General features: G+C 27.8%; 22 protein-coding genes. 20 read left to right on the top strand and 2 right to left on the bottom strand.

The genetic code is table 11. From position 1 onward, the window contains the following. The first annotated feature begins 147 nt into the window (after positions 1 to 147). The 6 genes from KGF38_RS00255 (at position 148) to KGF38_RS00230 (ending at position 6,742) form a co-directional block, all read left to right on the top strand. Complete coding sequence (locus KGF38_RS00255) at positions 148 to 1,005, top strand: ATP-binding protein (RefSeq protein ID WP_413926737.1); 858 nt, start codon at positions 148 to 150, stop codon at positions 1,003 to 1,005. A gap of 223 nt (positions 1,006 to 1,228) precedes the next feature. After that, a complete protein-coding gene (locus KGF38_RS00250; protein WP_054271511.1) occupies positions 1,229 to 2,080 on the top strand; it encodes an undecaprenyl-diphosphate phosphatase in 852 nt (283 codons plus the stop codon). A gap of 108 nt (positions 2,081 to 2,188) precedes the next feature. Continuing rightward, positions 2,189 to 2,935, top strand: coding sequence for an ABC transporter ATP-binding protein (locus KGF38_RS00245; RefSeq protein ID WP_054271510.1), 747 nt, complete (start codon positions 2,189 to 2,191; stop codon positions 2,933 to 2,935). Next, positions 2,935 to 4,851, top strand: a complete 1,917-nt coding sequence (locus KGF38_RS00240; RefSeq protein ID WP_074179840.1) for an FtsX-like permease family protein — start codon at positions 2,935 to 2,937, stop codon at positions 4,849 to 4,851. Before KGF38_RS00245 ends, KGF38_RS00240 begins: the two co-directional genes overlap by 1 nt. A gap of 263 nt (positions 4,852 to 5,114) precedes the next feature. Beyond that, on the top strand, positions 5,115 to 5,543 hold the full coding sequence (locus KGF38_RS00235; protein WP_074179839.1) for an N-acetyltransferase: 429 nt from the start codon (positions 5,115 to 5,117) through the stop codon (positions 5,541 to 5,543). Positions 5,544 to 5,824: 281 nt separating this feature from the next. Then, positions 5,825 to 6,742, top strand: coding sequence for a putative RNA methyltransferase (locus KGF38_RS00230; protein ID WP_207713549.1), 918 nt, complete (start codon positions 5,825 to 5,827; stop codon positions 6,740 to 6,742). Positions 6,743 to 6,928: 186 nt separating this feature from the next. Here the strand turns inward: KGF38_RS00230 and KGF38_RS00225 are convergent, their stop codons facing one another. Further along, positions 6,929 to 7,708, bottom strand: a complete 780-nt coding sequence (locus tag KGF38_RS00225) for a hypothetical protein (protein ID WP_054277477.1) — start codon at positions 7,706 to 7,708, stop codon at positions 6,929 to 6,931. A gap of 293 nt (positions 7,709 to 8,001) precedes the next feature. Here KGF38_RS00225 and KGF38_RS00220 point away from each other — a divergent pair, with 293 nt between their 5' ends. The 5 genes from KGF38_RS00220 to KGF38_RS00200 all read left to right on the top strand — a co-directional run bounded on the left by KGF38_RS00220 (position 8,002) and on the right by KGF38_RS00200 (position 12,636). Continuing rightward, positions 8,002 to 8,550 carry a biotin transporter BioY gene (locus KGF38_RS00220; RefSeq protein ID WP_054271498.1) on the top strand — a complete coding sequence of 183 codons (549 nt, stop codon included), beginning with the start codon at positions 8,002 to 8,004 and terminating at the stop codon, positions 8,548 to 8,550. Positions 8,551 to 8,566: 16 nt separating this feature from the next. Continuing rightward, complete coding sequence (locus KGF38_RS00215) at positions 8,567 to 9,703, top strand: thiolase family protein (RefSeq protein ID WP_074179838.1); 1,137 nt, start codon at positions 8,567 to 8,569, stop codon at positions 9,701 to 9,703. 3 nt (positions 9,704 to 9,706) lie between these two features. Further along, positions 9,707 to 11,092 carry an AMP-binding protein gene (locus KGF38_RS00210; RefSeq protein WP_074179837.1) on the top strand — a complete coding sequence of 462 codons (1,386 nt, stop codon included), beginning with the start codon at positions 9,707 to 9,709 and terminating at the stop codon, positions 11,090 to 11,092. A gap of 75 nt (positions 11,093 to 11,167) precedes the next feature. Next, positions 11,168 to 12,043, top strand: coding sequence for a dipicolinate synthase subunit DpsA (gene dpsA, locus KGF38_RS00205; RefSeq protein ID WP_054271495.1), 876 nt, complete (start codon positions 11,168 to 11,170; stop codon positions 12,041 to 12,043). A gap of 2 nt (positions 12,044 to 12,045) precedes the next feature. Beyond that, positions 12,046 to 12,636, top strand: coding sequence for a dipicolinate synthase subunit B (locus KGF38_RS00200; RefSeq protein ID WP_054271494.1), 591 nt, complete (start codon positions 12,046 to 12,048; stop codon positions 12,634 to 12,636). 125 nt (positions 12,637 to 12,761) lie between these two features. Here the strand turns inward: KGF38_RS00200 and KGF38_RS00195 are convergent, their stop codons facing one another. Then, positions 12,762 to 12,950, bottom strand: coding sequence for a hypothetical protein (locus tag KGF38_RS00195; protein WP_074179836.1), 189 nt, complete (start codon positions 12,948 to 12,950; stop codon positions 12,762 to 12,764). A gap of 387 nt (positions 12,951 to 13,337) precedes the next feature. Between KGF38_RS00195 and adhE the strand changes: the two genes are divergently transcribed. From adhE to KGF38_RS00150, 9 genes are all read left to right on the top strand, one after another. Then, on the top strand, positions 13,338 to 15,992 hold the full coding sequence (adhE, locus tag KGF38_RS00190) for a bifunctional acetaldehyde-CoA/alcohol dehydrogenase (protein WP_227832059.1): 2,655 nt from the start codon (positions 13,338 to 13,340) through the stop codon (positions 15,990 to 15,992). A 274-nt stretch (positions 15,993 to 16,266) separates the two neighbouring features. Continuing rightward, positions 16,267 to 18,492, top strand: coding sequence for an EAL domain-containing protein (locus tag KGF38_RS00185; RefSeq protein WP_219672854.1), 2,226 nt, complete (start codon positions 16,267 to 16,269; stop codon positions 18,490 to 18,492). Positions 18,493 to 18,742: 250 nt separating this feature from the next. Further along, entirely contained in the window at positions 18,743 to 19,405 is a 663-nt protein-coding gene (locus KGF38_RS00180; RefSeq protein ID WP_219672855.1) for a phenylalanine--tRNA ligase beta subunit-related protein, read from the top strand. A 376-nt stretch (positions 19,406 to 19,781) separates the two neighbouring features. After that, positions 19,782 to 21,191 (top strand): L,D-transpeptidase family protein, encoded by a 1,410-nt coding sequence (locus KGF38_RS00175; protein ID WP_227832058.1) that lies wholly within the window; start codon positions 19,782 to 19,784, stop codon positions 21,189 to 21,191. A gap of 95 nt (positions 21,192 to 21,286) precedes the next feature. Continuing rightward, positions 21,287 to 21,562, top strand: a complete 276-nt coding sequence (locus tag KGF38_RS00170; protein ID WP_074179833.1) for a hypothetical protein — start codon at positions 21,287 to 21,289, stop codon at positions 21,560 to 21,562. A 629-nt stretch (positions 21,563 to 22,191) separates the two neighbouring features. Further along, the gene (locus KGF38_RS00165) at positions 22,192 to 22,503 is read left to right on the top strand and encodes a hypothetical protein (protein WP_074179832.1); all 312 of its coding nucleotides are present in this window, start codon (positions 22,192 to 22,194) and stop codon (positions 22,501 to 22,503) included. Position 22,504: 1 nt separating this feature from the next. Further along, entirely contained in the window at positions 22,505 to 24,430 is a 1,926-nt protein-coding gene (locus KGF38_RS00160; RefSeq protein ID WP_074179831.1) for a V-type ATP synthase subunit I, read from the top strand. 2 nt (positions 24,431 to 24,432) lie between these two features. After that, a complete protein-coding gene (locus KGF38_RS00155) occupies positions 24,433 to 24,924 on the top strand; it encodes a V-type ATP synthase subunit K (RefSeq protein WP_003422657.1) in 492 nt (163 codons plus the stop codon). Between the two features lie 51 nt (positions 24,925 to 24,975). Further along, entirely contained in the window at positions 24,976 to 25,539 is a 564-nt protein-coding gene (locus KGF38_RS00150; protein WP_054271486.1) for a V-type ATP synthase subunit E, read from the top strand. The last annotated feature ends 8 nt before the right edge of the window (positions 25,540 to 25,547 follow it).

Below are 25,547 nucleotides of genomic sequence, written 5' to 3'. Positions count from 1 at the left end.
AATATGAAATTATTTTTTAGAGATTGTAAGGGTTATATTTTTATATATTATATAGGAATATTTATGACAATTATTTATTGTAATCTTATGAAATTTATCAATTTGGGAGAGAGTTTATATATTCTTTTATTTAGCTCTTTTATATTATTGTGTTTTTTAATATATAAATACTATAAGCATAGAGAAGTATATACTCTATTCAAAAAAGGCATAAAATCTCTGGATGAATCATTCTTGTATTTAGGAAATTCTTTCTTGGGAAGAAATATATCAGCTATTTTAAAACAACAACATAAATTATATCAATCAATGATACAAGAACATAAAAAAGTACATAGTGAACATTTAACTTTCATCAATCAATGGATTCACCAGATGAAAACACCAATATCAGTTATAAGTCTTCAACTTCAAGAATATGAGGGAGAAGAAGTAACAGAAAACATAAGAGAAGAACTAGATAGGCTAAATAAAGGTCTAAATATGGCGATGCACTTTGCAAGGGCAGATAATTTCCAAAAAGATTTTGTGGTTGAGAAAGCTAAATTGAACGAAATTGTAGTTGGTATTGTAAATGAAGAAAAGAGGCTATTTATAAAAAATGAGATAATTCCGAAGATAAAAATAGACAAATTTACTTATGTTTATACAGATATAAAATGGATGAAATTTATAATAAACCAGTTGATTACAAATGGTGTGAAATATTCTAAATGTTATAGTAACTACCTAAATATAAAAGCTGAAGAAAACAATAACTATGTAACACTAAGTATAATAGACGAGGGTGTTGGGATTGTTTCTAAAGATATAAAAAGAGTATTTGACCCGTTTTTTACAGGGGAAAACGGTCGTAAGTTTGGAGAATCTACAGGTATGGGACTTTATCTAGTAAAAAAAGTATGTGATGATTTAGGGCATAAAGTCAGCATAAAATCAGAGGTAGGAAAAGGCACAGAAGTTTCAATAATGTTTAATAAAGATAATATGAATAATTTTCTATAATAAATCTTTAATTGATTATGTTTTTTATTAATTTATATATTATTTGTTGAATGAGATAATTACAGTTAAAAAATCTAATTTTAATAGAGTTTACCTGCAAACCTTACATAGCTGTAAGGTTTGTGTAATGTTTGTAGATAGTTAAATTTTCTAATCTAAATTACAATTAGTATAAGAAATAACATAAAAAATAAATTTTGCAAAAAGGAAAGGATGTTTATTGATGAGTTTAGATATTATTTTCATATTAAAATCAGTTATGATAGCTATAGTAGAGGGGCTTACGGAATTTATCCCAGTTTCATCTACTGGTCATATGATATTGGTTGGTAGCTTGATAGATTTTAAAGGACAATTTGCTGAAATGTTTGAGGTTGTAATACAACTTGGAGCAATATTAGCAGTAGTAGTACTTTATTGGAAGAAAATAAAAGATAGTGTTATAGAATTTTTAAAATTTATATTTACTGGTGGAAAAGAAGGAAAAACTGGCTTTAAATTTGGAATGAATGTAATTATAGCATGTATTCCATTTGCGATTGTGGGGGTTCTATTTTATGACAACATAAAAGCCTTGTTTAATTTACAATCTGTAATTATAGGATTTATAGTTGGTGGGATTTTATTACTAGTGGTAGAGACTTTGTTTAGAAAAAAGAAACATTCTACTGATAATATAGACAAAATCACGCCAATACAAGCATTAAAAGTTGGAGTTTTACAAGTTTTATCTGCATGGCCAGGTATGTCAAGAAGTGCATCTACTATTATGGGTGGATGGATAGCAGGACTTAATTCTCCTATAGCAGCTGAATTTTCTTTCTTTTTAGCTGTGCCAGCTATGGTAGCTTCCTCAGGAAAGGATTTATTTGAATTTGATTATTCAATAATGACACCAACATTGTGGATTGCCTTGATAGTTGGATTTATAGTAGCTTTTATTGTATCAATAGTAGTTATGGAAAAATTTGTGGATTTTCTAAAGAAAAAATCAATGAGAGTATTTGCTATATATAGAATACTTATGGGAATATTGCTTGCTATATTAGCTTTTACAAACATAATTAGTGTATAGATTAAGATATATTTATTATTTACGAGAATTAGCTAACCAATATAAATAATAATTAACAAATAAATATATATGTTATTTCAAAAATTAGATTAGAAAGGATAGTTAATAATGAAAATTTTAACTGTAAATAATTTAAGTAAAGTATATGGCAAGAAAATAATTTTTAATGCATTAAATGATATAAATTTTAGTATAGATGATGGAGAATTTGTAGGAATTATGGGACCATCTGGCAGTGGGAAAACTACTCTTTTAAATATGATTTCTACTATTGATAAACCAACTACAGGAACTATGGAGCTAAAAGGTAAGAATCCACTACTATTAAAAGGTGAAGAACTTGCATTATTTAGAAGAAGAGAGTTAGGTTTTGTATTTCAAGATTTTAATTTATTAGATACCTTAACTATAGGTGAAAATATAGTATTGCCATTGACATTAGATAAGGTTAGTGTAAAAGAACAAAATAATAGATTGGCTGAAGTATCTGGAATTTTAGGGATAAAAGATTTATTAGAAAAAAGAACTTTTGAAGTATCAGGTGGTCAAGCTCAGCGAACTGCTATTGCTAGAGCATTAATAAATAGACCATCAATACTTTTAGCAGATGAACCAACTGGTAATTTAGATTCAAAGTCATCAAAGACTGTTATGGAGTTATTTGAGAATATAAATAGAGAAAATAAGGTTACTACTATGATGGTAACTCATGACCCATTAGCTGCAAGCTATTGTAGTAGGATTTTATTTATAAAAGATGGAGCTATATATAATGAAATATATAAGGGAAGTAGTAGAGAGCAGTTTTATCAAGAGATAATGGATGTACTTACATTATTGGGGGGCGATAATTAATGAATATAAAACAATTTGCCATCAACAATATTTCAAGAAACATTAAAGCTTATGTAGGGTATTTAGCAAGTATTGTTATATCCTCTGCCCTACTATTTTCTTTTATCATGTTTACAAGTCATCCCGACTTAGAGATATCTCAATTTCCTGATTATCTAAAAGAGGGGCTTAAGATGAGTAAAATAATTGCATATTTATTTTTATTCTTCTTTGTATTTTATTCAGTGAGTATATTTCTTAAAAGTAGATATAAAGAATTTGGAATACTTTACATTACAGGTATATCAAAGCAACAGGTAATGAAGTTAATTTTTATAGAAAATATAATAATAAATATAGCATCTTCTGTAATTGGAGTAATAATAGGTTTAGTCTTTTCAAAGATATTTTTAGTGATTATGTCTACCTTTTTAGAATTATCACCATTGAAGTTCTATATACCAATAAATGCAATATTATCTACTTTATTTTACTTCATAATTTTAGCTATATTAACATCAGTATTTGCTTCTTTTATAGTTAAGGAAAATCAAGTATTGAGATTGCTTAAAGGTACAAAAACTCCAAAACCAGAGCCTAAAACATCACTAGTATTTGTTATATTAAGTATTTGTCTGTTTGTAATAGCATATTATAGTGCTGTTACATCAACTGACCAATATACAACATATCTACGCTTAGTTCCAGTTACATCTCTTACTATATTAGCAACCTATTTATTTTTTTCTCAATTTAGTGTTTTTTTTCTAAAAAAGCTAAAATTAAATAAGAGATTTTATAGAAAAAATACGAATATGCTTTGGATTTCAAATTTAATCTACAAAGTAAAGGATAATGCTAGGATATTCTTTTTGATAGCTATAACTTCTGCAGTAGCATTTACTGCTATAGGTACAGTTTATTCATTTTGGAAAGATGTAAAGCGTCAAATTAATTTGATATATCCTAACACAATGTATTATTCAACAATGACTTTGCATAATGATACTAAGAAGCCTGATAGTAAAGAAAAAGATACGGAAAGAATGAGATTTATAGAAAGCGAATTAAAAAAAGAAAATGTAGATTATACAAGAATTAATGGAGAATTTAAAACTGTATTTCCTAAGAAAAGCGATTTTAATGTGAGAATTATGAAAGAATCTAAGTATCTAGAAATAATAAAGACTATAGGAGTTAATCCTATAAGTTTTGAAGATAATGAATCTATATCATTGCTTTCATCAAGCTTACCAGGTGATAAGAAAGTTAAAGAAAATGTTGTTATAGGTAATAAAAGTCTAAGGATAGTAAAACAAGTAGAAGAGTGTGTTATGCCAGCATATTATGACAATATGTATGTGGTAAAAGATAATTTTTATGATAGTATAAAATCAAAATTTATAGTGGATAGATTTACTACATTTGAAGTAGCTGATTCAAGTAAAACTACAGAGATATGTAGACAATTTGAGAATAAATTTAATGATGAGTCTGGAATGCAACCATATTTATTTTTCTCTAAAGAATTAATGATAGAAAATGGTAAATTAACATATTCTACATTTATGTTTTTGGCAATATTTATAGGTATGATTTTCTTTGTTACTACAAGTAGCTTTTTATATAATAAGTTTTATATGGATTGTCAAGTAGACAAGAAAAAGTATGAGCAGTTAAATAAGTTAGGGATGACATATAATGAGATTAAAAAAGCTTCAACTATTGAGATTGGAATTGTGTTTTTGTTGCCTTATGTAGTGGCAGTTATACATTCGATATTTGCACTTACTGCACTGAGAAATTCTTTTGATATAGAGGTAGCATCTTCAGCAGTTTTGGTAATGGGAAGTCTATTTTTAGTTCAAATAGTGTATTTCTTAATTGTGAGAAATAATTATTTAAAAGAGATAAGATTAAATTTAGTTAATTTTTAGGATATAGGAATTAAAATTACATCCTCATCAATTATACATGTAACTTAAATTTTTATATTTATATGAATAGATATTACTGGATTTGTATTAATTTATAAGCCAGTAATATCTTTTGTTATTTAAAAACTTGTATAATAAGCTATAAAGTATTTTTAAATTTATGAGTTGTGGTGTCTGAAATTTTTTATATAAGTATATTTAAGCAAAAATATGTATTACACTATAAATAAAAATCAACATAAAAATGGGGTGAAATAAAATTTATGATAAGAAAATCAAATGATAAAGATATAAACAAAATCATGGAAATATGGAAAGAAAGCACAATCAAAGCACATGACTTTATAAATAAAGAATACTGGGAAAATAACTATAACACTGTCAAAAATGAATATATACCTATATCAGATACATTTGTATATGAGGATGGTCAAGAAATAAAAGGATTTATAAGCATAATAGATAAAAGCTTCATAGGAGCCTTATTTATAAATTCAAACTATCAAAACCTAGGTATAGGAAGTAAACTTTTAGACTATGCAACTAAAGAATACAAGAATCTAAGTCTAGCAGTATACAAAGACAATAAAAAGGCAGTTGTATTTTACAATAAAAAAGGATTTAATATAGTAAAAGAGCAAATAAATGAAGATTCAGGATTTAAAGAGTACATCATGGAATATAGTAAATAACATTAATATATTTATTATTCCAATAGGCATAATTTAAAGAATATTTTTTAGAATTGTGAATTACATGTACTTAAGATATTAATAAACATAATGGCAGGGGGAAAAATAATGAATAAAAGAGCATTTATATATTACACTAGAATAAGAGGATAGCGCACAAATTGTGGCTATTTTACAACAGCTTATAACACATTTTATATAATCTAGAAAAGTTATCTTATGCAAGTAGCCATAATTTCGTGCTATTTAAATTAAATAGTGAATTTAAGGAGATTATGGGAATGAAACAGAATATAAGTAATGTAAATAAAAAAAATATTGGTAAACTAAAAAAGATAGAAACAACTAGATTACTACTTAATGAAAATATAGATGTATTTAAATGTCCACTTTGCAAAGCATATATGGTTACTATTGATAAAAATAGTGTTAAATGTGTGAATAAACACTGTTTTGATATATCTAAAAAAGGATATGTTAATTTATTAAATAGCAATACAAAAACTATTTATGATAAAGAACTATTTGAGTCAAGACATGAAATATATAATTCTAATGTGTATGATTATTTAATAGAAGAAATAAAATCTATAATTAAAAATTACACTTTAAATAAGTATAGTAACTATGTATTAGATGCAGGTTGTGGTGAAGGATATTTCTTAAATAAATTATATGAAGATGAAGAGATTAATAATGGATGTAAATTAATTGGAATTGACATAGCTAAAGAAGGGATTTCTATTGCTACAAGAGGAGAAAATGAAATTATATGGTGTATTTCAGATTTAGCAAATCTGCCACTTCAAGATAGTAAGCTTGATATAATATTAAATGTACTTTCTCCTGCAAACTATAAGGAGTTTACAAGAGTTTTAAATAATGGTGGAATAGTAGTAAAGATTGTTCCAGAGTCAAATTATTTGAAAGAAATAAGAAAAAGTATACAGAAAAATATAAAAAATAGTGATTATGATAATAAAAATATTGTAGATGTATTTAAGAAGCATCTTGATTTAATTTATGATAGTAGAATTAATTATAAGACCAATATCAATGTATTAAACTTAAGTAATTTAATTAAAATGACCCCTTTGACATCATCATTAGCTGAAGAAGAAATTTTAATGTTGTTAGAATCAGGTATATCTGATATAACAATCGATTTAAGAATCATAGTTGGTACTATAAAGAAATAAAAAGAATCATTATAAGAGTTAGATAAAGTTTAATTATGGTTTTATAATAGAAAATTGCTATGAGACCAGCTTAGTAAAGTTGGATTTCATAGCAATCTTAATTATCATAAAAATGTTTATTTTATATATTTTAAAAACTTATATAGTATCTAATAAAATATTCTTCTTATTTAAAACTATAAATTATTAAATCTTAAAATATTCTTTTTGAGACATGTTTATTTCAGAGTCACAATTTCCACAACAATAAGACGTTGAGATATCTTTAAATTCTTCGTTATTCTCATCAAACTCCATTTTTTTCTTTGCAAGAATCCCAACCTTAGTTAAATTAGAACCACAATTATTACAGTTTTGGATTTTACATATACTATATAATTTGTCAGGTGTAATATTTTCTAATAGTTCTTCACAATTACAACATCTAATAGAAGAAATTTCACTAGATATTTCAACAGGTTCAGATTTATCAAAAGAGAATTTATATATTATGTCATTTGATACTTTATAACCAGTATCAAAAATATTCGAATTACAGTTTGGACACAAGTATTTTGGGATATATACATCTTTCTTTTCAATAATATCACTACTAGTATGACAATCTAAATCATTTAAATCTGAACTTTCATCTATAGTTTTATACTTATTTAAATTTAGAAGATAATTATAAATTTTTTTATCTTCATTCTGTTTTGCTGTATTTAAAAGATGACTCATTATATTAGGATATTCTTTATTTTTTGATGGTGCATTCAAATCTATATAATTATTCTCAATAGCAAAGGATAATATATTAAAGTAATTATACTTAACTGCAAAAAATAATAGCATTTCATCAAATACTTTATCTATTACTTTGTCAGAAATGCTTATCCAAAAATCTGGCGAATCTAAATAAACTTTCTTACTAAGTTCATCCAACTCTTCATCTATGTTATTTAAAGTATTTTCATTAATTTTCATATCATCACTTCCTTATTATTTTTATATAAAATAAAATCTCATATAAAAATATATCATATTATAATTTACAAGTATAGATAAAATAGGTTTGTTTCTAAATAAATTTTTCTAAATGACCATTAAAATATAAAGCATTAATCCACAGTTTACTTAAAAATAAAATGTAAACCTATAATATATTTTAAGTTGACAAAAAAACGTCTTTCTTTTATACTAAAACAAAGCTTTGATAGAAAACTTGTATATATACATATAAACTAAATTGAATAAGACATATGAAGGGAATTATAAAAATGAAAAATACTAAGGTAAATATTCAAGATTTAACTAAAATGTCAATATGTGTAGCATTGTTATGTATATCATCCTACATATATATACCATTGCCATTTACACCAGCAGGAGTAACAGCACAAACAATAATGATAAATTTAATAGCTTTGATTTTAACACCAAGACAAGCATTTAGCACAGTTGGCGTATATATAATGATAGGTTTAATTGGAATACCAGTATTTGGTGGAGGAACATCTGGGATTGGAAAATTGTTAAGTCCAACAGGAGGTTTTTATTTTGGATTTTTGTTTGCAGCATTAATTATTAGTTTATTAAAAGGAAAAAATAATGATATTAAACGATATATACTAATAACAATTTTTATTGGTATGCCAATTATATATTTTATGGGAACAGTATTTATGTGTTATTTTAATCAAATGACAGTAGAAGCAGCACTTTTTGCAGCTGTTGTACCATTTTTAATTGGAGATACAATAAAAGCAGTTATTGCATCCTTTTTAGGTATTAAATTAAATAATGTACTAAAAAGAAATCTATTATAAGGAGAGATTATAATATATGGAAGAAGTTTTTATATTAGGAGGACTTAGAAGTCACATAGGTCTAAAAAATGGGATATTTCAATTTGTTCAACCTGAATCATTAGGCGCAAGTGTATTAAAACATCTAATTGAAAAATATGAAATTGATAAGATTGATGAGATTATATGTGGAAATGCAGTTGGAACAGGTGGTAATATAGCAAGATTAATGACTTTAACAGCAGGTGTGTCAAATGAAGTACCTGCTTTTACTGTAGATATGCAGTGTGCTTCTGCTATGATGAGCATAGACATAGCATTTTCAAAAATTAAATCTGGGCAGTGTGATTTAATTATTGCTGGTGGGTTTGAAAGTAGCTCTCTGCAACCAATGCGTACATACCATAAAAATGATAAACGATATGATATAAAGAATCCTAATTATATAGTTGCTCAATTTTCACCTGATGATAATAGTGAAAATAGCATGTTAGAAGGTGCAGAAAGAGTAGCAAAATTGTATCAGATTAAGAAAACAGAATTAGATTTTTGGGTGAAAGAAAGCCACAAAAGAGCAAAGAAGGCGAGAGAAGATAAAGTACTTGAGGATATCATATATCCTATAGATAATAATACTTATGACGAAGGTATACGAGACAAGATGAGCCAAAGATTATTAGACAGAGTTCCACCGATTTTGGGAAAAGAAACTATTACAAATGCAGCAAATTCATGTCTTATTAATGATGGAGCTTCATTTATTATATTGTGCTCTAAAAAATACATAGAAAATACAAAAAAGAAGCCTAAAGCAAAGATTGTCAATGCATGTACAATAGGAACAGATGCAAATTTAAGTCCAACATCTGCTATAAAAGCAATGGAAAAAATTTTAGAAATAGAAAAAATTAATTATCTAGATATATCTGCTGTTGAATTTAATGAAGCATTTGCAGTTATAGATGTACTATTTCAAAGAAAATATCCAGAATTGATTGATAGATACAATTTATTTGGTGGAGCTTTAGCATATGGCCATCCATATGGTGCTTCAGGTTCAATTATTGCATTACATCTTTTAAAAGCATTAGAAAAGACTAATGGTAGATATGGGATTTGTTCTATAGCTGCAGCTGGTGGATTGGGTTCAGCCTTATTAATTGAAAGGGTGTAGATTATGAACTACTATGAACTTCTAAAAATAAAAAGAGATAGTCATAAAAATAAAGATTTTTTAATTATAGATGGGGAAAAACATACTTATAAAAATATGTTAAGTTATAGTGAGGAGCTTGGAAAACAAATTTCTATAGGAGATAATACACCTATTTTAATATATTCTAAAAGTATAATGTTTCAGTTAGTGAGTTTTTTCGCAATTAATTATTCAAAAAATGTACCTATTATTTGTCATTATAATCTTTCTAAAAAAGTATTGAATGATATTCTAATAAAAAATAATATTTCAATAGTTATATCTGATGAGCCTATGGACAACATTAATTTATTTGATGATAATGAAAAAGTAAAGAAAACTAATTTTTCTATATTTAATCCTAAATTTAATATATATATGTATCAATATAATACTCCTATAAACTATATAGATAAAGATATTTGCATGGGTGTTTTATCTTCAGGTTCTACAAGTGTTCCAAAAGTATTGTATAGAACATATCATAGTTGGGTTGGATTCTTTCCTATTCAAAATGATATTTTTAATATATCTAAGGAATCAATTTTATTTATTAATGGAACATTGAGTTTTACAGGAAATCTAAATTCTTTAATATCAGTATTATATGAAGGTGGAAGTGTTGTAATAAATTCAGGTATGAATTGTAAGACATGGATAAAAGCAATAAAACAATATAATATAACGAATATATATCTCATACCTACAAAGCTACAACTCTTAGTCAAACATTTAAAAGAAGAGATACTCAATGTTGTAAGTATTTTCACTGGCTCTCAATTATTGTTTGAAAATACTGCAAAAAGTTTAAAGTACTATATGCCAAAATCTGAAATTATTTTATATTATGGAGCAAGTGAATTAAACTACATTACATATTTATGTTATGATGAATTGATTAAGAAACCTTTAAGTGTAGGAAGACCATTTCCTAAAATAGATGTATATGTTAGAGATGGAAAGATTTTTGTAAATACAAAATATGCAGTATATGATGTAACAAGACCTTATTCTGTTAATGATGTTGGATATTTTGATGATGATGGATATTTAATTTTTGAAGGAAGAAATGATGATATTGTAAATATTGGAGGATTTAAAGTTAGCTCTACTAAGGTTGAAAATGAAGTGAAAAAAATTCCTCAAATTGAGAACGCAGTTGTATTACCATATTCAGACTCCATAAGAGGAAGTCAAATTGCATTATTTGTAACAATTATAGATAAAATTACAAAGAAAGATTTATTAATTAAAATGAGAGAGAATCTAATAAAAAATGAAATACCAAGAAAAGTTATCTTTTTAAATTCATTTCCATATACCTCTTCTGAAAAGATAGATAGATTAGCATTATTAAAAATATTATAGATATAATATTTAGTAATTTTAGTGAACCAATATATTGATAAAAACATATTGTATATAGTAAAGGAGGCTTACAATATGTCAAATCAATACGATATAACTGTTATCGGGGGAGACCTGCGACAAGTGTACATGGTAAAAAAACTAATTAATAAAGGGTATTCTGTAGTCACTTATGGAATATCAAATGAAATAATAAATGGAATCGTTGGAAAAGCAACTTCACTAGCTGAGGCACTATCCAAAAGTTCCATTATTTTATGTCCAATTCCATTTACAAAGAATCAAGTTAACATTGAAAATACGGATGGTTGTCTAGATGCTACTATTGATAACTTGCTAATTAATTTATCTCCTAATCAAATATTATTTGGAGGTAACATACCAACTAAAGTTTGTAAATTTTGTGAGCAACACTCTATTCAGATTTATGATTTTATGAAAATGAATGATGTTGCTATTTTAAATGCAGTTGCTACAGCTGAAGGCGCTATAGCAGAAGCTATTAAAAGAAGTATAATTAATATACATCAAAGTAACTGCTTAGTATTAGGTTTTGGAAGATGTGCACAAATACTTGCAAAAAAATTATACTCTTTAGATGCAAATGTATGTGTTGGAGCAAGGAGTAATGATGCAAGAAGTACGGCTAATGCATTTGGATATTCTAGTATTTCTTTGAATCAACTTGATGAAAAACTTTTACAGTTTGATTATATTTTTAATACTATACCAGAATGTGTTTTAACAAAAGAAAGACTGGAAAAAGTATCACAAGAAGTAACTATTATTGATATAGCTTCTTCTCCTGGTGGAGTGGATTATTCTGTTACGAAAGATACAGGTATTAATGCGACTCTTTGTCCTGGGCTTCCTGGTAAATACTCACCAAAAACATCTGGTGAAATTCTTGTTAATGCTATAGAAAATATTATAAATGAAAGAAGGGATTAGAAATGAGACTTGAAGGACTTACAATTGGAGTAGGATTTACTGGTTCGTTTTGTACTTATGATAAAATATTTATAGAGTTAGAGAATTTGGTTAAAGAAGGAGCAAATGTACACACTATATTTTCAGATGTATCACAAAATATTGATTGTAGATTTGGAAATTCTGAAGAGTTTATGAAAAAAGCATATGAACTTACAGGTAATAAGCCTATAGTTACAATTGAAGAGGCAGAGCCATTTGGACCTAAAGGGATTGCTGATATTATAATAATAGCACCTTGTACTGGAAATACTGCTGCAAAATTAGCTAATGGGATTACAGATTCACCAGTATTGATGGCAGCTAAAGGTCATCTTCGTAATGATAAACCATTAGTAATATCAATATCAACGAACGATGCTCTGAGTTTCAACTTCAAAAACATTGGTATTCTCCTTAATTCTAAAAATATATATTTTGTACCTTTTGGTCAAGATAACTGTAAAGCAAAGCCTAATTCTATGATTGCACATACTGAGTTAATAGTTCCAACTATAGAACTTGCTCTAGAGAATAAGCAATTGCAACCAGTTATAAAAAGTCCACACCAATAAATTAGTGATGTGATATATGTATTGTATGTAATATTAATAAAAGTCCAGCAATGTTATTTGCTGGACTTTTATCTATAATATATCAAAAGTATTTGCCTAATCTAATTTATAAACTGGAATTTATATTACTTTGCTTCTTTGAATATCAAGTTAACTGTACTTGATACAAAACAAGCAGACATAATTAAGATAAATACTGATAGTCCTCTAATAAACAAATTGTCCACATAATAGGTTACTACTGCAATACCTCCAAGAGCTAAAATTGTACTCATAATTAAAGATAAAATGCTAATTACTTTTAATTTTTTCATCCTTATTCCTCCTATGAACTCTAAGTTTATCTATATTGTATTAACTATATCTTATTTTATATCACATAAGAATTGTGAATGTATATGTTTAATTATACTATATTAAAAAATTCTCTGTATATATTTTTATTTATAAGAAAAATGTCATGTTAAAATAATAACGTTATCATTAAGTTTTGAGATGGATTTTTCTATAATCTACATAAAAAATAAAGTGATATATGATGAAAATAAGTATTCTTAAAGTAGAGTATTAGTGGGACAAGTGAGATTATTTTAAATAAAAATAAAATGTTAAAAAAATAACTTGAAAATAGAAAAAGAAGGTGCTATACTGTTAATAAATTAACAGTTAAGTAAAAAATACTATTCTAGGAGGTTGTCAAAATGGCCAATAAAGAACAGGATATAATAGAAAATATAAAGGGAGATGAGGTTATGTCAATTAATGTAGGTGTTGTAAATAATGTTGAAACCTTAGTTAAAAAGTTAGCAAAAATTAGAGAGGCTCAAAAAATATTTGCCACATATACTCAAGAGCAAGTAGATAAGATTTTTTTAGCAGCATCTTTAGCAGCTAATAAGCAAAGAGTTCCTCTAGCTATAATGGCACAAAAAGAAACTGGTATGGGGATTGCAGAAGATAAAGTCATAAAGAATCATTATGCTTCAGAGTATATATATAATGCATATAAAGAAACTAGAACTTGTGGTGTAATAGAGAAAGATGAGGCATTTGGCATGACTAAAATTGCTGAACCAATAGGTGTTATTGCAGCTGTTGTACCTACAACTAATCCAACTTCTACTGCTATATTTAAAGCACTTTTGGCACTTAAGACTAGAAATGGGATAATTTTCTCTCCACATCCAAGAGCAAAGAATTCTACTATAGAAGCTGCAAAAGTAGTTCTTGAGGCGGCTGTTTTAGCTGGAGCTCCTGAAGGTATAATAGGATGGATAGACGAACCTTCTTTAGAATTAACTACAACTGTTATGAAAGAAGTGGATTTAACTCTTGCTACAGGGGGACCTGGAATGGTTAAATCAGCATATTCATCTGGGAAGCCAGCTATTGGAGTTGGAGCAGGTAATACACCAGCAATAATTGATGATAGTGCAGATATAAAAACTGCTGTAAATTCAATTCTTGTGTCTAAAACTTTTGACAATGGTATGATATGTGCTTCTGAACAATCAGTTATAGTATTAGAAAATGTATATAATGAAGTTAAAAAAGAATTTAAAGAGCGTGGCGCTTATTTATTAAATAAAGATGAAACAGAAAAAATGAGAAATGTAATTTTGATAAATGGAGGATTAAACTCTAAAATAGTTGGACAGACAGCTTGTACAATAGCAAAACTTGCAGGTTTTGAAGTTCCAGAGGATGCTAAAGTTTTAATAGGTGAAGTAGAGTCTGTTGAGTTAGAAGAGGCTTTTGCTCATGAGAAACTTTCACCAGTACTTGCAATGTATAGAGCAAATGATTTTGATGATGCAGTTAGAAAAGCAGAAAAATTAGTAGAAGATGGAGGATTTGGTCATACATCTTCACTATATATTGATGATGTAAATCAAAGGGAAAAACTTGATAAATTTACTTCTGCTATGAAAACTTGTAGAATTTTAATTAATACTCCTTCTTCTCAAGGTGGTATAGGTGACTTATATAATTTTAAACTAGCTCCTTCTCTTACTTTAGGATGTGGGTCTTGGGGTGGAAATTCAGTATCTGAAAATGTAGGAGTTAAACACTTACTTAATATTAAGACAGTAGCTGAGAGGAGAGAAAATATGCTTTGGTTTAGAGCACCAGAAAAAGTTTATTTCAAAAAGGGTTGTTTAGGAGTTGCATTAAAAGAACTTAAAGATGTAATGAATAAAAAGAGAGCTTTTATTGTAACAGATACATTCCTTTACAATAATGGATATACTAAAACAGTGACTGACTTATTAGATGAAATGAATATTAAACATACTACATTCTTTGAAGTAGAGCCAGACCCAACTTTGGAATGTGCCAAGATAGGTGCTAAAGCAATGAGAGAGTTTAACCCAGATGTAATAATATCTATAGGTGGAGGAAGTGCAATGGATGCAGGAAAGATAATGTGGACATTGTATGAGCATCCAGAAGTAGATTTCCAAGACCTAGCTATGAGATTTATGGATATAAGAAAAAGAGTATATACATTCCCTAAAATGGGTGAAAAGGCCAATTTCGTAGCAATACCAACATCAGCAGGTACTGGCTCAGAAGTAACACCATTTGCTGTTATAACTGACCAAGATACAGGGGTAAAATATCCACTAGCTGATTATGAATTAATGCCAAATATGGCTATAGTTGACTCTGATATGATGATGAATATGCCAAAAAGTTTAACTTCTGCTTCTGGTATAGATGCTTTGACTCATGCATTAGAAGCATATGTATCTATGCTTGCAACTGATTATACAAATGGTATTGCACTACAAGCTATTAAGAGTATATTTGAATATCTTCCACGTGCATATGATAATGGAGCAAAAGACCCAGAAGCTAGAGAAAAAATGGCAAATGCTTCAACAATGGCAGGTATGGCTTTTGCAAATGCATTTTTAGGGGTTTGTCACTCTATGGCCCATAAACTAGGTGCTTTCCATCATGTACCACATGGTGTTGCAAATGCTCTTTTAATAACAGAGGTTATGAAATTTAATTCTTCAGATGCACCAAAGAAAATGGGAGCATTTTCTCAATATAAATACCCAGAGGCGTTGAAAAGATATGCTGAAATAGCTTCATTCTTAGGTTTAAAAGGAAATTCTGATGAAGAGAAATTCGAAAGCTTACTAATAGCTATTGAAGAATTAAAATCTAAAGTTGGTATTCCTAAAACTATAAAAGACTTTGGTGTTGAAGAATCTAAGTTCATGGATTCAATAGATGAAATGGTAATTCAAGCATTTGATGACCAGTGTACAGGAGCAAATCCAAGGTATCCTCTTATGAGTGAAATAAAAAATATGTATTTAAATTCATATTATGGAAGATAAATTAATAAAAAATAGATAAAATAAAATCCCTTATACATAAGATAAAAATTTACTGTATAAGGGATTTTTATTTTAAAAAACGAATAGTTTTTATTCTTTAATTCAAAATTTAATTAAATAATGTTATTATAATAATTAAGGATGTTTTATATAATAATTATAATTGGTTTTAGACATTATATTTGGGTATATGTGTATATAACATAAATGATAAATTTGTATTAAAAAGATATGTTAGCTATATAAGGTATTGACTAATTAGGGGAGGAGTCAAATGACAAAAAGGAATAAGAATATTACATTAATTATAATTCTTTTATTGACATCAGTATTTCTGATAATGGGGTATCTATATATAGAAGATACAAAAAATCTTCTTATATCAGAAGCAGAGGTACATATAAAAGAAGTTGCAACACAAGGTTCTCAATTAGCGCAAAAACAAATTGAAAAAGATTTAGATGTTTTAAATATTTTTTCAAATTATTATACTTCAAACCCAGACATATCTAACGAAGAAAAAATGAAAAAGCTTTTAGATGAAATGGAAAATCAAAAATTTTATACGATGGCAATCGTTGATACAAAAGGTAATGCAGAAAATACTAAGGGTAATAAGTTTTCGGTTAAGGATAGAGAATTTTTCAAAAATTCAATTAAAGGCAAAGAATGTGTTTCAAGTCCATATGTTGATGAAGTAGATAAATCTGTAAAAAAAGTTACTATTTCAGTGCCAATATTAAATAATGATGAAGTGGTTGGAGTCTTATATTGTACTTATGATGTTAATACTCTAATGAAACTTATAAATGTATCTTTTTACGAAAATAATAGTATATCTTATATTATAAGAAATAATGGGACAGTTATACTTCACCCTCAGCAAGATAGACTATCAAAAAATATTTATAGATTATTAAAAAAGGATAATGATATCAAAGAAGTAAATAAGTTAAAAAAAGAGTTACAAGAAAATAAAACAGGTGCGGCAATTTTAGATGTATCAGGAGAAAAAAGATATATAGGATATTCCACTATGGATAATGGTGATGAGAAAAATAACTATATAAAGGATTGGAATTTGATTTTTTCAGTTCCAGAAAGTGTTATATTCAAGAACTCAGAACAAATTATTAACAGAGCTTTATATGCAGTGTTATTGATTATATTTGTATTTATTACAATTATTTTCTATATAATGTACATAAAAAATTCTAATGAAAAAGAAGTATTGAGTTTGGCTTATGAAGATAAGATTACTCATATAGGAAATCAAAACAAGTTTTATAAGGAGTGTAGTGGATATCTTTTAAATAAACCATCTTTAAATTATGTTATAGTATATTTTGACATTAATAATTTTAAGATGATTAATGATACTTTTGGATATGAATTTGGTGATAATCTGTTAATTACAATAGCAAAAGCTTTGAAAGAAGAACTAACAGAAGGTGAAATATATGCAAGACTTTCAAGTGATTATTTTTCAATTTTCTGTGATTATAAAAAAGGAAGAGATAAAGTTATAAGAAAACTTGACAATATACGAGATAATATTGAAAGGAATCTAAATACAGTATTTGAAATTTCTCTGTGTGTAGGCATTTACTTTGTAGAAGAAGGAGAAGTAGATATTCAAAAAGCTGTAAATAAGGCAAATATGGCTAGGTCTGTTGCCAAAGGTAAAAATGTAAATTATGCTATTTATAATGAAGATGTTAGAAATAAGCTTAGTGAAGAATCAATTATTTTAGATGACATAAAAACAGCCTTAGTAAAAAATCAATTTGAAGTATATTATCAACCTAAGTTTTCACTTGTAAATGGTGAAATGATAGGAAGTGAGGCACTAATAAGATGGAATCATCCAGAATATGGATTTATAAGCCCAGCAACATTTATACCTATAGCAGAGAAAAGTCAATTGATTTTAAAAATTGGAAGGTTTGTGTTTGAAAGAGTATGCATAGACTTATCTGACTGGAAGAAACAAGGTAAAAATATAGTTCCAGTTTCAGTAAATTTATCTAGAGTTGAGTTATACCAACCAGATATAGTGAAATTCATCAATGATACTATACAAAAGTATAATATAAATTCAGATTTAATTGAATTGGAGATAACAGAAACTGTAGCTATGAATGAATTAAATATTTTAAAGAATGTCTTAAATGAGTTAAGAAAGTATGGATTTTTTATTTCTATGGATGACTTTGGGACAGGCTATTCTTCTATCAGCTGTTTAAGGGATATGCCAATTGATGTACTTAAATTAGATAGATCTTTTCTTGATGGTATTGAAAATGATAAGAGAAGCCGTAATATAGCAAAATCTATAGTATCTCTAGCTAAATCACTAGACTTAATTGTAATTATAGAGGGTGTTGAGACTAAGGAACAAGCTGAATTAATGAAGCAATTTGGATGTGATTTAGTTCAAGGATTTTATTTTGCAAGACCAATGCCAGGTATAAATTTTATAAATTTACTAAAAAATTAAGATTTAATCTTTATATAAAGCACTAGTTATAAATACTTGAGTTTAATAAATTCTTGTTAAATAATTAGTGTTTTTTTGATTTTTAGTCATATATTGACTGTATGTAAAGGAAAAATAATAGCCTTTTACAAAAATTGTATTAAAAATAAATTATTTTGTTAATAAACATGTCATTAACAAAGGAATAGTACTATAATGTATAGATGATAAAAACTTTAATAAAAATTTAGTGTATAGGAGTTGTTTGAGTATGATAGATGTAAGTATTGATAAAAAACTTAAGGAAAGATGGCCTAATGCTAAGTTAGGCTGTATCCAAGCAAAAGTAGCAGTAAGTAAGAGCTCAGAAAAATTGATTAGTGAGATAAACGCATTTTGTGATATTTTAAATCAAAGTCTAAAAGTTGAAGATATTACAAAATTGGATAAGATTAAAGATGCAAGAAACGCTTATAAAGAACTTGGTAAAAATCCAAGTAGATATAGAACATCTTCAGAAGCATTAATTAGAAGAATTATTCAAGGAAAAGGTCTTTACACAATAAATAATATAGTTGAAATAAATAATCTAATATCAATAAAATCATTGTATCCAGTAGGTACATATAATGTAAGTAAATTACATTCACCAGTATGCTTTACTGTAGGAGATGAAGGAGAGCAGTATAAAGGTATTGGAAAAGAATTGATAAATATAGAAAATCTTCCAATATTATCTGATTCACTAGGTAAATTTGGAAGCCCAACTAGTGACTCTGAGAGAGCAATGATAACAGAGGATGCAAATGAAATATTGATTTGTATATTTTCTTTTAGTCAAGAATCTGATATTGAAGAATATTTTGACTATGCTAAGGAATTACTTAAAGAATATGCAGGTGGAAAAGATATAGAAACTAAAATAATTAAATAGAATGTATATAACAACGTTATGTTAGATTGAAATATAGTCTTTAAAAAATAAGTTAAGATAAGAGAACTAATAACTACTTATTTTCTTTTCTTTAAAATAAGTAGTTATTAGTTACAAAAACAGATAGATACCCCCATGATTCTTAAAAGTATGGTAATATATTAATATAGCAGAGCCTATATTTAAGGGATTTTGAAAGGAGGTATTTACAATAACTACTTTATTTAAAATATAAAATAGTATCATGAAAATAACTCTATATTTAAAAATGTAAATAATACTACAGTAATTTGGGTATATAAAATAAGGCAAATATGATTTTGTTTAAAAAGAGATAAAGTACATAGGTAATTATAATGTAAGGAAGGATTTAATTATGATTGATGGAAAAGAGGTAAAACAAGAAAGTGGGCAAAAAAATCTAAAGGTTAAGATAGGTATAGTAGTCGGTGTTTTAGTTGTAGCTTATATAGGAATGGCAATCTTTTTTAGAAGTCATTTTTATTTTGGAACAACTATTAATGGAGTTAAAGCTTCAGGAAAAACAGTTGAGCAAGTAAATGATTTATTAGCATCAAGTACTAGTTCTTATACCTTAAATTTAGAGGAAAGAGATAATAAGAAAGAGCAAATAAAATCAAAAGATATTGATTTAAAGTTTACATCAGATGATAAAATCCAAAAGATAAAAAATAGCCAGAGTGCATTTGGATGGATTGTTGGGATATTTAAATCTAAAGAGTATAATAATATGGTAACTCTTTCATATAATAAAGATTTACTAGAAAAGAAATTTAATGCTCTAGCTTGCTTTGATAGTAAAAAAGTTGTAGAACCTAAGAGTGCTTACCCTAAGTATGATAGTACTAAAAATGCTTATACTATAGTTCCAGAGGTACTTGGAAACAAGGTAAAAAAAGATGACTTTTATAAGTTAGTACAAAAATCAATTAATTCTGGAGAAACTTCTATTTCTTTAGAAGAAAATAAGGTATATGAAGCACCAAACAATACGAAGGATTCAGAAAAATTGAAAGAAGCTATTAAGACATTAGATAAGTATGTTGGTGTAGTTGTTACATATGATTTTAGTGACCGTAAGGAAACTTTAGATGGTGTTGAGATTAATAAATGGTTAAAGGTAGATTCAGAAAAGAATTATGAGATAAGCTTTGATAATGCTACTATGGTTGAATATGTGAGAGGACTAAGCAAAAAATATAGTACTTTTGGAGATTCAAGACCATTTAAAACTGCAACAGGTAAAGACATTACAATTTCAGGTGGAATTTATGGTTGGTTGATAGACAAAAACAAAGAAGCTGAAGCATTGGTTGATGTTGTAAAAGCTGGTAAAAATGTTACAAGAGAACCTATTTACATACAAAAAGCTATATCTCGTAATAAAGATGATATTGGAAATACATATGTAGAGATTAGTCTTTCTAACCAACATATGTGGTTCTTTAAAAATGGAGAGATGCTTGTATCAACAGATGTTGTAACAGGGGATTTAGGTAGAGGATTTGCCACACCATCAGGTATATACCCTCTTAATTATAAGGCTAGAAATGTTTCATTAACTGGGCAAGGTTACAGTTCACCTGTAAGCTATTGGCTTCCATTCAATGGAAATATAGGAATTCATGATGCTACTTGGAGAAGTTCTTTTGGTGGAGGTATATATAGATCTTCAGGTTCGCATGGATGTGTAAATACGCCTTTTTCTAAAGCAAAGAAGATATATGAAAATATAGAGCCAGGTACCCCAATTATTTTATATTAGTGAATATATAGGATTATGAGCATTAAGTGAAGTCATCTTAGTTTTTTAAGATGACTTCATTTTTATATAGAGGTTATTAAAAGGAGGAATATATAATGAATGAAAAATTAATTAGGATTTTAGAAGAAGCCAGGAAAGATGAAAAGTTCAAAATAGAACTTATAAAAACAAGAGAACAACGTGATGTTATGGATTCATTTTGCAAAGTTGTTACATCTAGAGGTTATGATATAACAGTAGGGGAACTTTTCTCTATAGGAGAAGAATATACATCAAATCTATTGAAAAGTGTAAATGGAGGAGCAGCATATCCTATTGAAGATTGGAGTGATTGGTACGAGGATTTTTTTATAATGCTGTCGAATATATAAAATAACTGGATATATTATCGATTTTAAATTAATATAACTAGTTAAAATAAAAATATCAAATATAAGTGTAAATTTTATCAATCTTAGAAAATATTAATTTATATCTAAGTAAATACAAAAAATTAAATTAAAAATAAGGTGACAAAAATCGATATCGCTCAATGATTTATAAAACTTAGATGAAATAGTGTGAGATATTTCTAAAAATTCAAAAAAAACAATTAGTTTCAATACTATAAGTGTTGAAAAAACTGATAAAAATATTTTATATGTAATAAATAAAATTATATATAGAAAAATATTGAAATAAAAATTAAAAATGTCGATAAAACGTTAATTTTAAAACAGAATAACGCTATTGACAAACCATATCGCTTTAAATTATAATTATTGAAAATAATGGTATTAAAAAATCATACTCATGTCATAGTCTAAAAGTAAGTCAAAAAAGGATGTAAATCTAAGTAAATGCTACTCTAAAATATGTTTTATTAAGAGATAAACGTTAAAAAATATTAATTATTATATAAAAATGCTGTTTATACTTTAACAATGAGGTAGTAATCTAATTAGAATAAAAAAATCTAATTGGTTATATACATAGTAAAAAGGTAAGAGAGGTGATTTGGATGGCTTTTGAAATAATAAAAAGCATTGTTGAGGCAGAGCAGACAGCAGACAGTATCAAAGTAAAAGCTGTTACTGATGCAGAGTCTATCAGAGCTGATGCTGTAAACAAATGTGAAAGCATCTTTGCTGATGTAAAAAAGCAAGCAAAGCTTATGGAAGAAACTCTTATTGAGAAGGCAGTCACCGACAGTAAGGTGGAGGTTGATAAAATCTTAGCTGATGCTAAAAGTGAATGTCTGAAAATTGAAAAAACTGCTAAAGAAAGAAAAAGTAAGGCGATTGAAGCGGTTATTGGAAAGGTAGTGAGATAATATGGCAATAGTTAATATGAACAAAATATCTATTGTTGGCTTAGAAGCTCAAAAAAGCCAGATTTTAAAGCTACTTATGAACCGTGGGTTTGTTCAGATTGATGATAGTGCCTTTCTTACTGAGGAGGAGGAGTTAAAAAATTATCTTGTAAAAGATAGTGAAGAATCAGAAGTTATAATGTTAGAACAAAAGATGTCTCATGTAAATCAAGCGATTAACATTGTTTCTTCACTAGTGAAACAAAAGAAAGCCATGTTTGTACCAAAAAGAGAGTTTGACAGAATTAATAGCGAAAAAGAAGAACAAATTTACGCTGAAGCTTTGGAGTTAAACACTCTACATAAGGAGATAGGTACAATAAGGGCTAACATAAATCTATTGAATAACAATAAAAATATGTTAGAACCATGGGTGAATTTTGATATTCCTCTTGAAAATATGGAAACTAAGTATACAAAAACTATACTTGGGACTGTACCTACAAGTGCAAATGTTGATGCCTTAAGAGTAAAATTAGAAGATGAAATACCAGAAAGTGTTCTTGGAATTATTAATTCCGACAAGTTAATGAACTATGTTTATTTAATTACTTTGAAAGAAACTTTTGATAATTCTTTAGAGGTTCTAAAAGAATTTAATTTTTCAGTAGTTGCATTGCCAAATGAAGAAGGTACACCATCACAAGCTATTAAGAAATATAATGAAATGATAATCAGACAGGAAAACGTTTCTAAGAATAAGACAGAAGAAATTAAAAGCCATGCAGATAATATGCACATGCTTGAAAATCTATATGATTTTTACACTATAGAAAGAGACCAAAAAAAGATTATAGAGAGGCTTGTCAAAACAAAAACAACATTCTGCCTTAACGGTTGGCTACCAAGCAAAAGAGCAGATGAGCTAATTAAAGAAATTACAGAAAAGTTTGACTGTTGTGTTCAAACAGAGGAAGGAGATAAAGAAGAAGGTTTCCCAATTCTGCTTGAAAACAATAAAGTTGTAACACCTTTTGAAAGTGTAACAAATATGTACAGCTGTCCAAGCACAAAAGATATTGACCCAAATACAATTATGACTTTCTTTTATGTTGTATTCTTTGGAATGATGCTAAGTGATGCTGCATATGGGATGATAATTGCACTAGCGTGTGGATTTATTGTATACAAATCAAAAATGCAAAAAGGTGAAGGAAATTTAATTAAACTTATTGGTATTTGTGGAGTTTCAACTACTATATGGGGTCTTATATTCGGGGGTATTTTGGGGGATTTAATTCCTATAAAAGCTCTAATCAATCCTTTAGAGGATGTTATGGTACTTATGGGAATGTCATTACTGTTCGGTATTATCCATATATATGTAGGTTTGGGAATTAAAGCATATACATTAATAAGAGATGGCAAGGTAATAGATGCAATTTTTGATATAGGTTTTTGGTATTTATGTATAACAGGGGTATGTCTACTTATAATACCTTTTGTTGCAGGCGATATAGGTGTATTTTCTGAAGTAGGAAAATATTTGGCAATTATAGGTGCTTTAGGTCTTGTCCTTACTCAAGGAAGAAGCTTTAAAGGTGTTCCTGTTAAGCTTTTCAAAGGATTCTCAAGCCTTTATGGTATAACAAGTTATTTTGCTGATATATTATCTTATACAAGAATTATGGCACTTTGTCTAACAACAGGAGTTATAGGGCAGGTTATCAATCTTTTAGGGGCTATAGCTGGTCCAATATTTGCAGTTGTAATTGGTGTTGTAGGACACACAATAAACCTTCTTATAAATGCACTAGGTGCATATGTTCATACAAGTAGGTTACAGTATGTAGAATTTTTCAACAAGTTTTATGAAGGCGGAGGAGTTCCTTTTGTTCCGTTTAAGTATAAAACAAAATATACAAGCATTAATAAAAAGGAGATGTAAATATGGAATTTTTAAACGCGTTAGGAAATGGTCAATTTTTGGCAATATCAGGAGCTGCTATAGCAGCATTATTTGCAGGTATGGGTTCTGCTAAAGGTACTTCAATAGCAGGTCAAGCCGCAGCAGGTGTTGTAACAGAAGACCCTAGTAAATTTGGTCAACTTCTAGTTTTACAACTTCTTCCTGGTACACAAGGTCTATATGGATTTATCATAGCTTTCCTTATTTTATCAAAAGCAGGGATTATTGGGGGAGATGCAATACCAACATCAGCTCAAGGTTTACAACTTCTTATGGCAGGACTTCCAATTGGTTTAGTTGGTTTAGTGTCAGGTATTGCACAAGGTAAGGCAGCAGCAGCAGGGGTTGGAATAGTTGCTAAAAGACCTGAGGAACTTGGTAAGGCTATAACATTTGCAGCGATAGTTGAAACATATGCTCTTTTAGGACTACTTGTTTCTTTCTTAGCTTACAATGGAATTGCAATTGGTTAATTATAGATTATAATTCATAAGTAAAAAAAATGAAAAGGAGGAAGCACTCCTATGGGTAATGAACAAAAAATGATTGACAGAATTATAGCTGATGCCAAACAAGAAGCACAAGAAATATTGGATAAAGCTAAGAGTGAGGCAGATTCAAAAATAAATTCAGCTACTGAAAAAGCTGAAAAGGAAATGGCTTCCTATACAAAGCTTGCAGAGGCAGAAGCAGAAAAAGCAGCTTCTAAGGAAATATCAGGAGCTTATATGGAGGCTAAGAAACAAATATTATCAAAAAAACAAGAGATTTTAGAAGAAGTAATCTTAGAAGCTAAAAATAAACTTTTAAATCTTAAAGATAGTGAATATGAAGAGATTATATTAAATATGATTGAAAAATCAAACTGTACAGAAGACTCACAGATAGTATTATCTAAAAAAGATAAAAAAGCATTGAAAGATGTGTTATCAAAAAAAGGCATTAAAGTATCTGATGAAATCAGAGATATTACTGGAGGCTTTATAGTTAAAAAAGGCGACATTGAGTATAATTATTCATTTGAAGCCATAATTGCAGTAGAACATGAAGATATTGAGCAAATTGCAGCAGAAATTTTGTTTAATTAAGGAGGGGT

This window comes from Clostridioides sp. ZZV14-6387 (assembly GCF_020657835.1).
GTDB classification, from domain to species: Bacteria; Bacillota; Clostridia; order Peptostreptococcales; family Peptostreptococcaceae; genus Clostridioides; species Clostridioides difficile_A.
This window is presented reverse-complemented; position numbering and strand designations above follow the sequence as displayed.

Excerpts from the sequence above, each read along its gene's own strand:
- KGF38_RS00250 (WP_054271511.1), top strand. The coding sequence starts at position 1,229 with ATGAGTTTAGATATTATTTTCATATTAAAATCAGTTATGATAGCTATA.
- KGF38_RS00245 (WP_054271510.1), top strand. The coding sequence starts at position 2,189 with ATGAAAATTTTAACTGTAAATAATTTAAGTAAAGTATATGGCAAGAAA.
- KGF38_RS00240 (WP_074179840.1), top strand. The coding sequence starts at position 2,935 with ATGAATATAAAACAATTTGCCATCAACAATATTTCAAGAAACATTAAA.
- KGF38_RS00235 (WP_074179839.1), top strand. The coding sequence starts at position 5,115 with ATGATAAGAAAATCAAATGATAAAGATATAAACAAAATCATGGAAATA.
- KGF38_RS00230 (WP_207713549.1), top strand. The coding sequence starts at position 5,825 with ATGAAACAGAATATAAGTAATGTAAATAAAAAAAATATTGGTAAACTA.
- KGF38_RS00225 (WP_054277477.1), bottom strand. The coding sequence starts at position 7,708 with ATGAAAATTAATGAAAATACTTTAAATAACATAGATGAAGAGTTGGAT.
- KGF38_RS00220 (WP_054271498.1), top strand. The coding sequence starts at position 8,002 with ATGAAAAATACTAAGGTAAATATTCAAGATTTAACTAAAATGTCAATA.
- KGF38_RS00215 (WP_074179838.1), top strand. The coding sequence starts at position 8,567 with ATGGAAGAAGTTTTTATATTAGGAGGACTTAGAAGTCACATAGGTCTA.
- KGF38_RS00210 (WP_074179837.1), top strand. The coding sequence starts at position 9,707 with ATGAACTACTATGAACTTCTAAAAATAAAAAGAGATAGTCATAAAAAT.
- dpsA (WP_054271495.1), top strand. The coding sequence starts at position 11,168 with ATGTCAAATCAATACGATATAACTGTTATCGGGGGAGACCTGCGACAA.
- KGF38_RS00200 (WP_054271494.1), top strand. The coding sequence starts at position 12,046 with ATGAGACTTGAAGGACTTACAATTGGAGTAGGATTTACTGGTTCGTTT.
- KGF38_RS00195 (WP_074179836.1), bottom strand. The coding sequence starts at position 12,950 with ATGAAAAAATTAAAAGTAATTAGCATTTTATCTTTAATTATGAGTACA.
- adhE (WP_227832059.1), top strand. The coding sequence starts at position 13,338 with ATGGCCAATAAAGAACAGGATATAATAGAAAATATAAAGGGAGATGAG.
- KGF38_RS00185 (WP_219672854.1), top strand. The coding sequence starts at position 16,267 with ATGACAAAAAGGAATAAGAATATTACATTAATTATAATTCTTTTATTG.
- KGF38_RS00180 (WP_219672855.1), top strand. The coding sequence starts at position 18,743 with ATGATAGATGTAAGTATTGATAAAAAACTTAAGGAAAGATGGCCTAAT.
- KGF38_RS00175 (WP_227832058.1), top strand. The coding sequence starts at position 19,782 with ATGATTGATGGAAAAGAGGTAAAACAAGAAAGTGGGCAAAAAAATCTA.
- KGF38_RS00170 (WP_074179833.1), top strand. The coding sequence starts at position 21,287 with ATGAATGAAAAATTAATTAGGATTTTAGAAGAAGCCAGGAAAGATGAA.
- KGF38_RS00165 (WP_074179832.1), top strand. The coding sequence starts at position 22,192 with ATGGCTTTTGAAATAATAAAAAGCATTGTTGAGGCAGAGCAGACAGCA.
- KGF38_RS00160 (WP_074179831.1), top strand. The coding sequence starts at position 22,505 with ATGGCAATAGTTAATATGAACAAAATATCTATTGTTGGCTTAGAAGCT.
- KGF38_RS00155 (WP_003422657.1), top strand. The coding sequence starts at position 24,433 with ATGGAATTTTTAAACGCGTTAGGAAATGGTCAATTTTTGGCAATATCA.
- KGF38_RS00150 (WP_054271486.1), top strand. The coding sequence starts at position 24,976 with ATGGGTAATGAACAAAAAATGATTGACAGAATTATAGCTGATGCCAAA.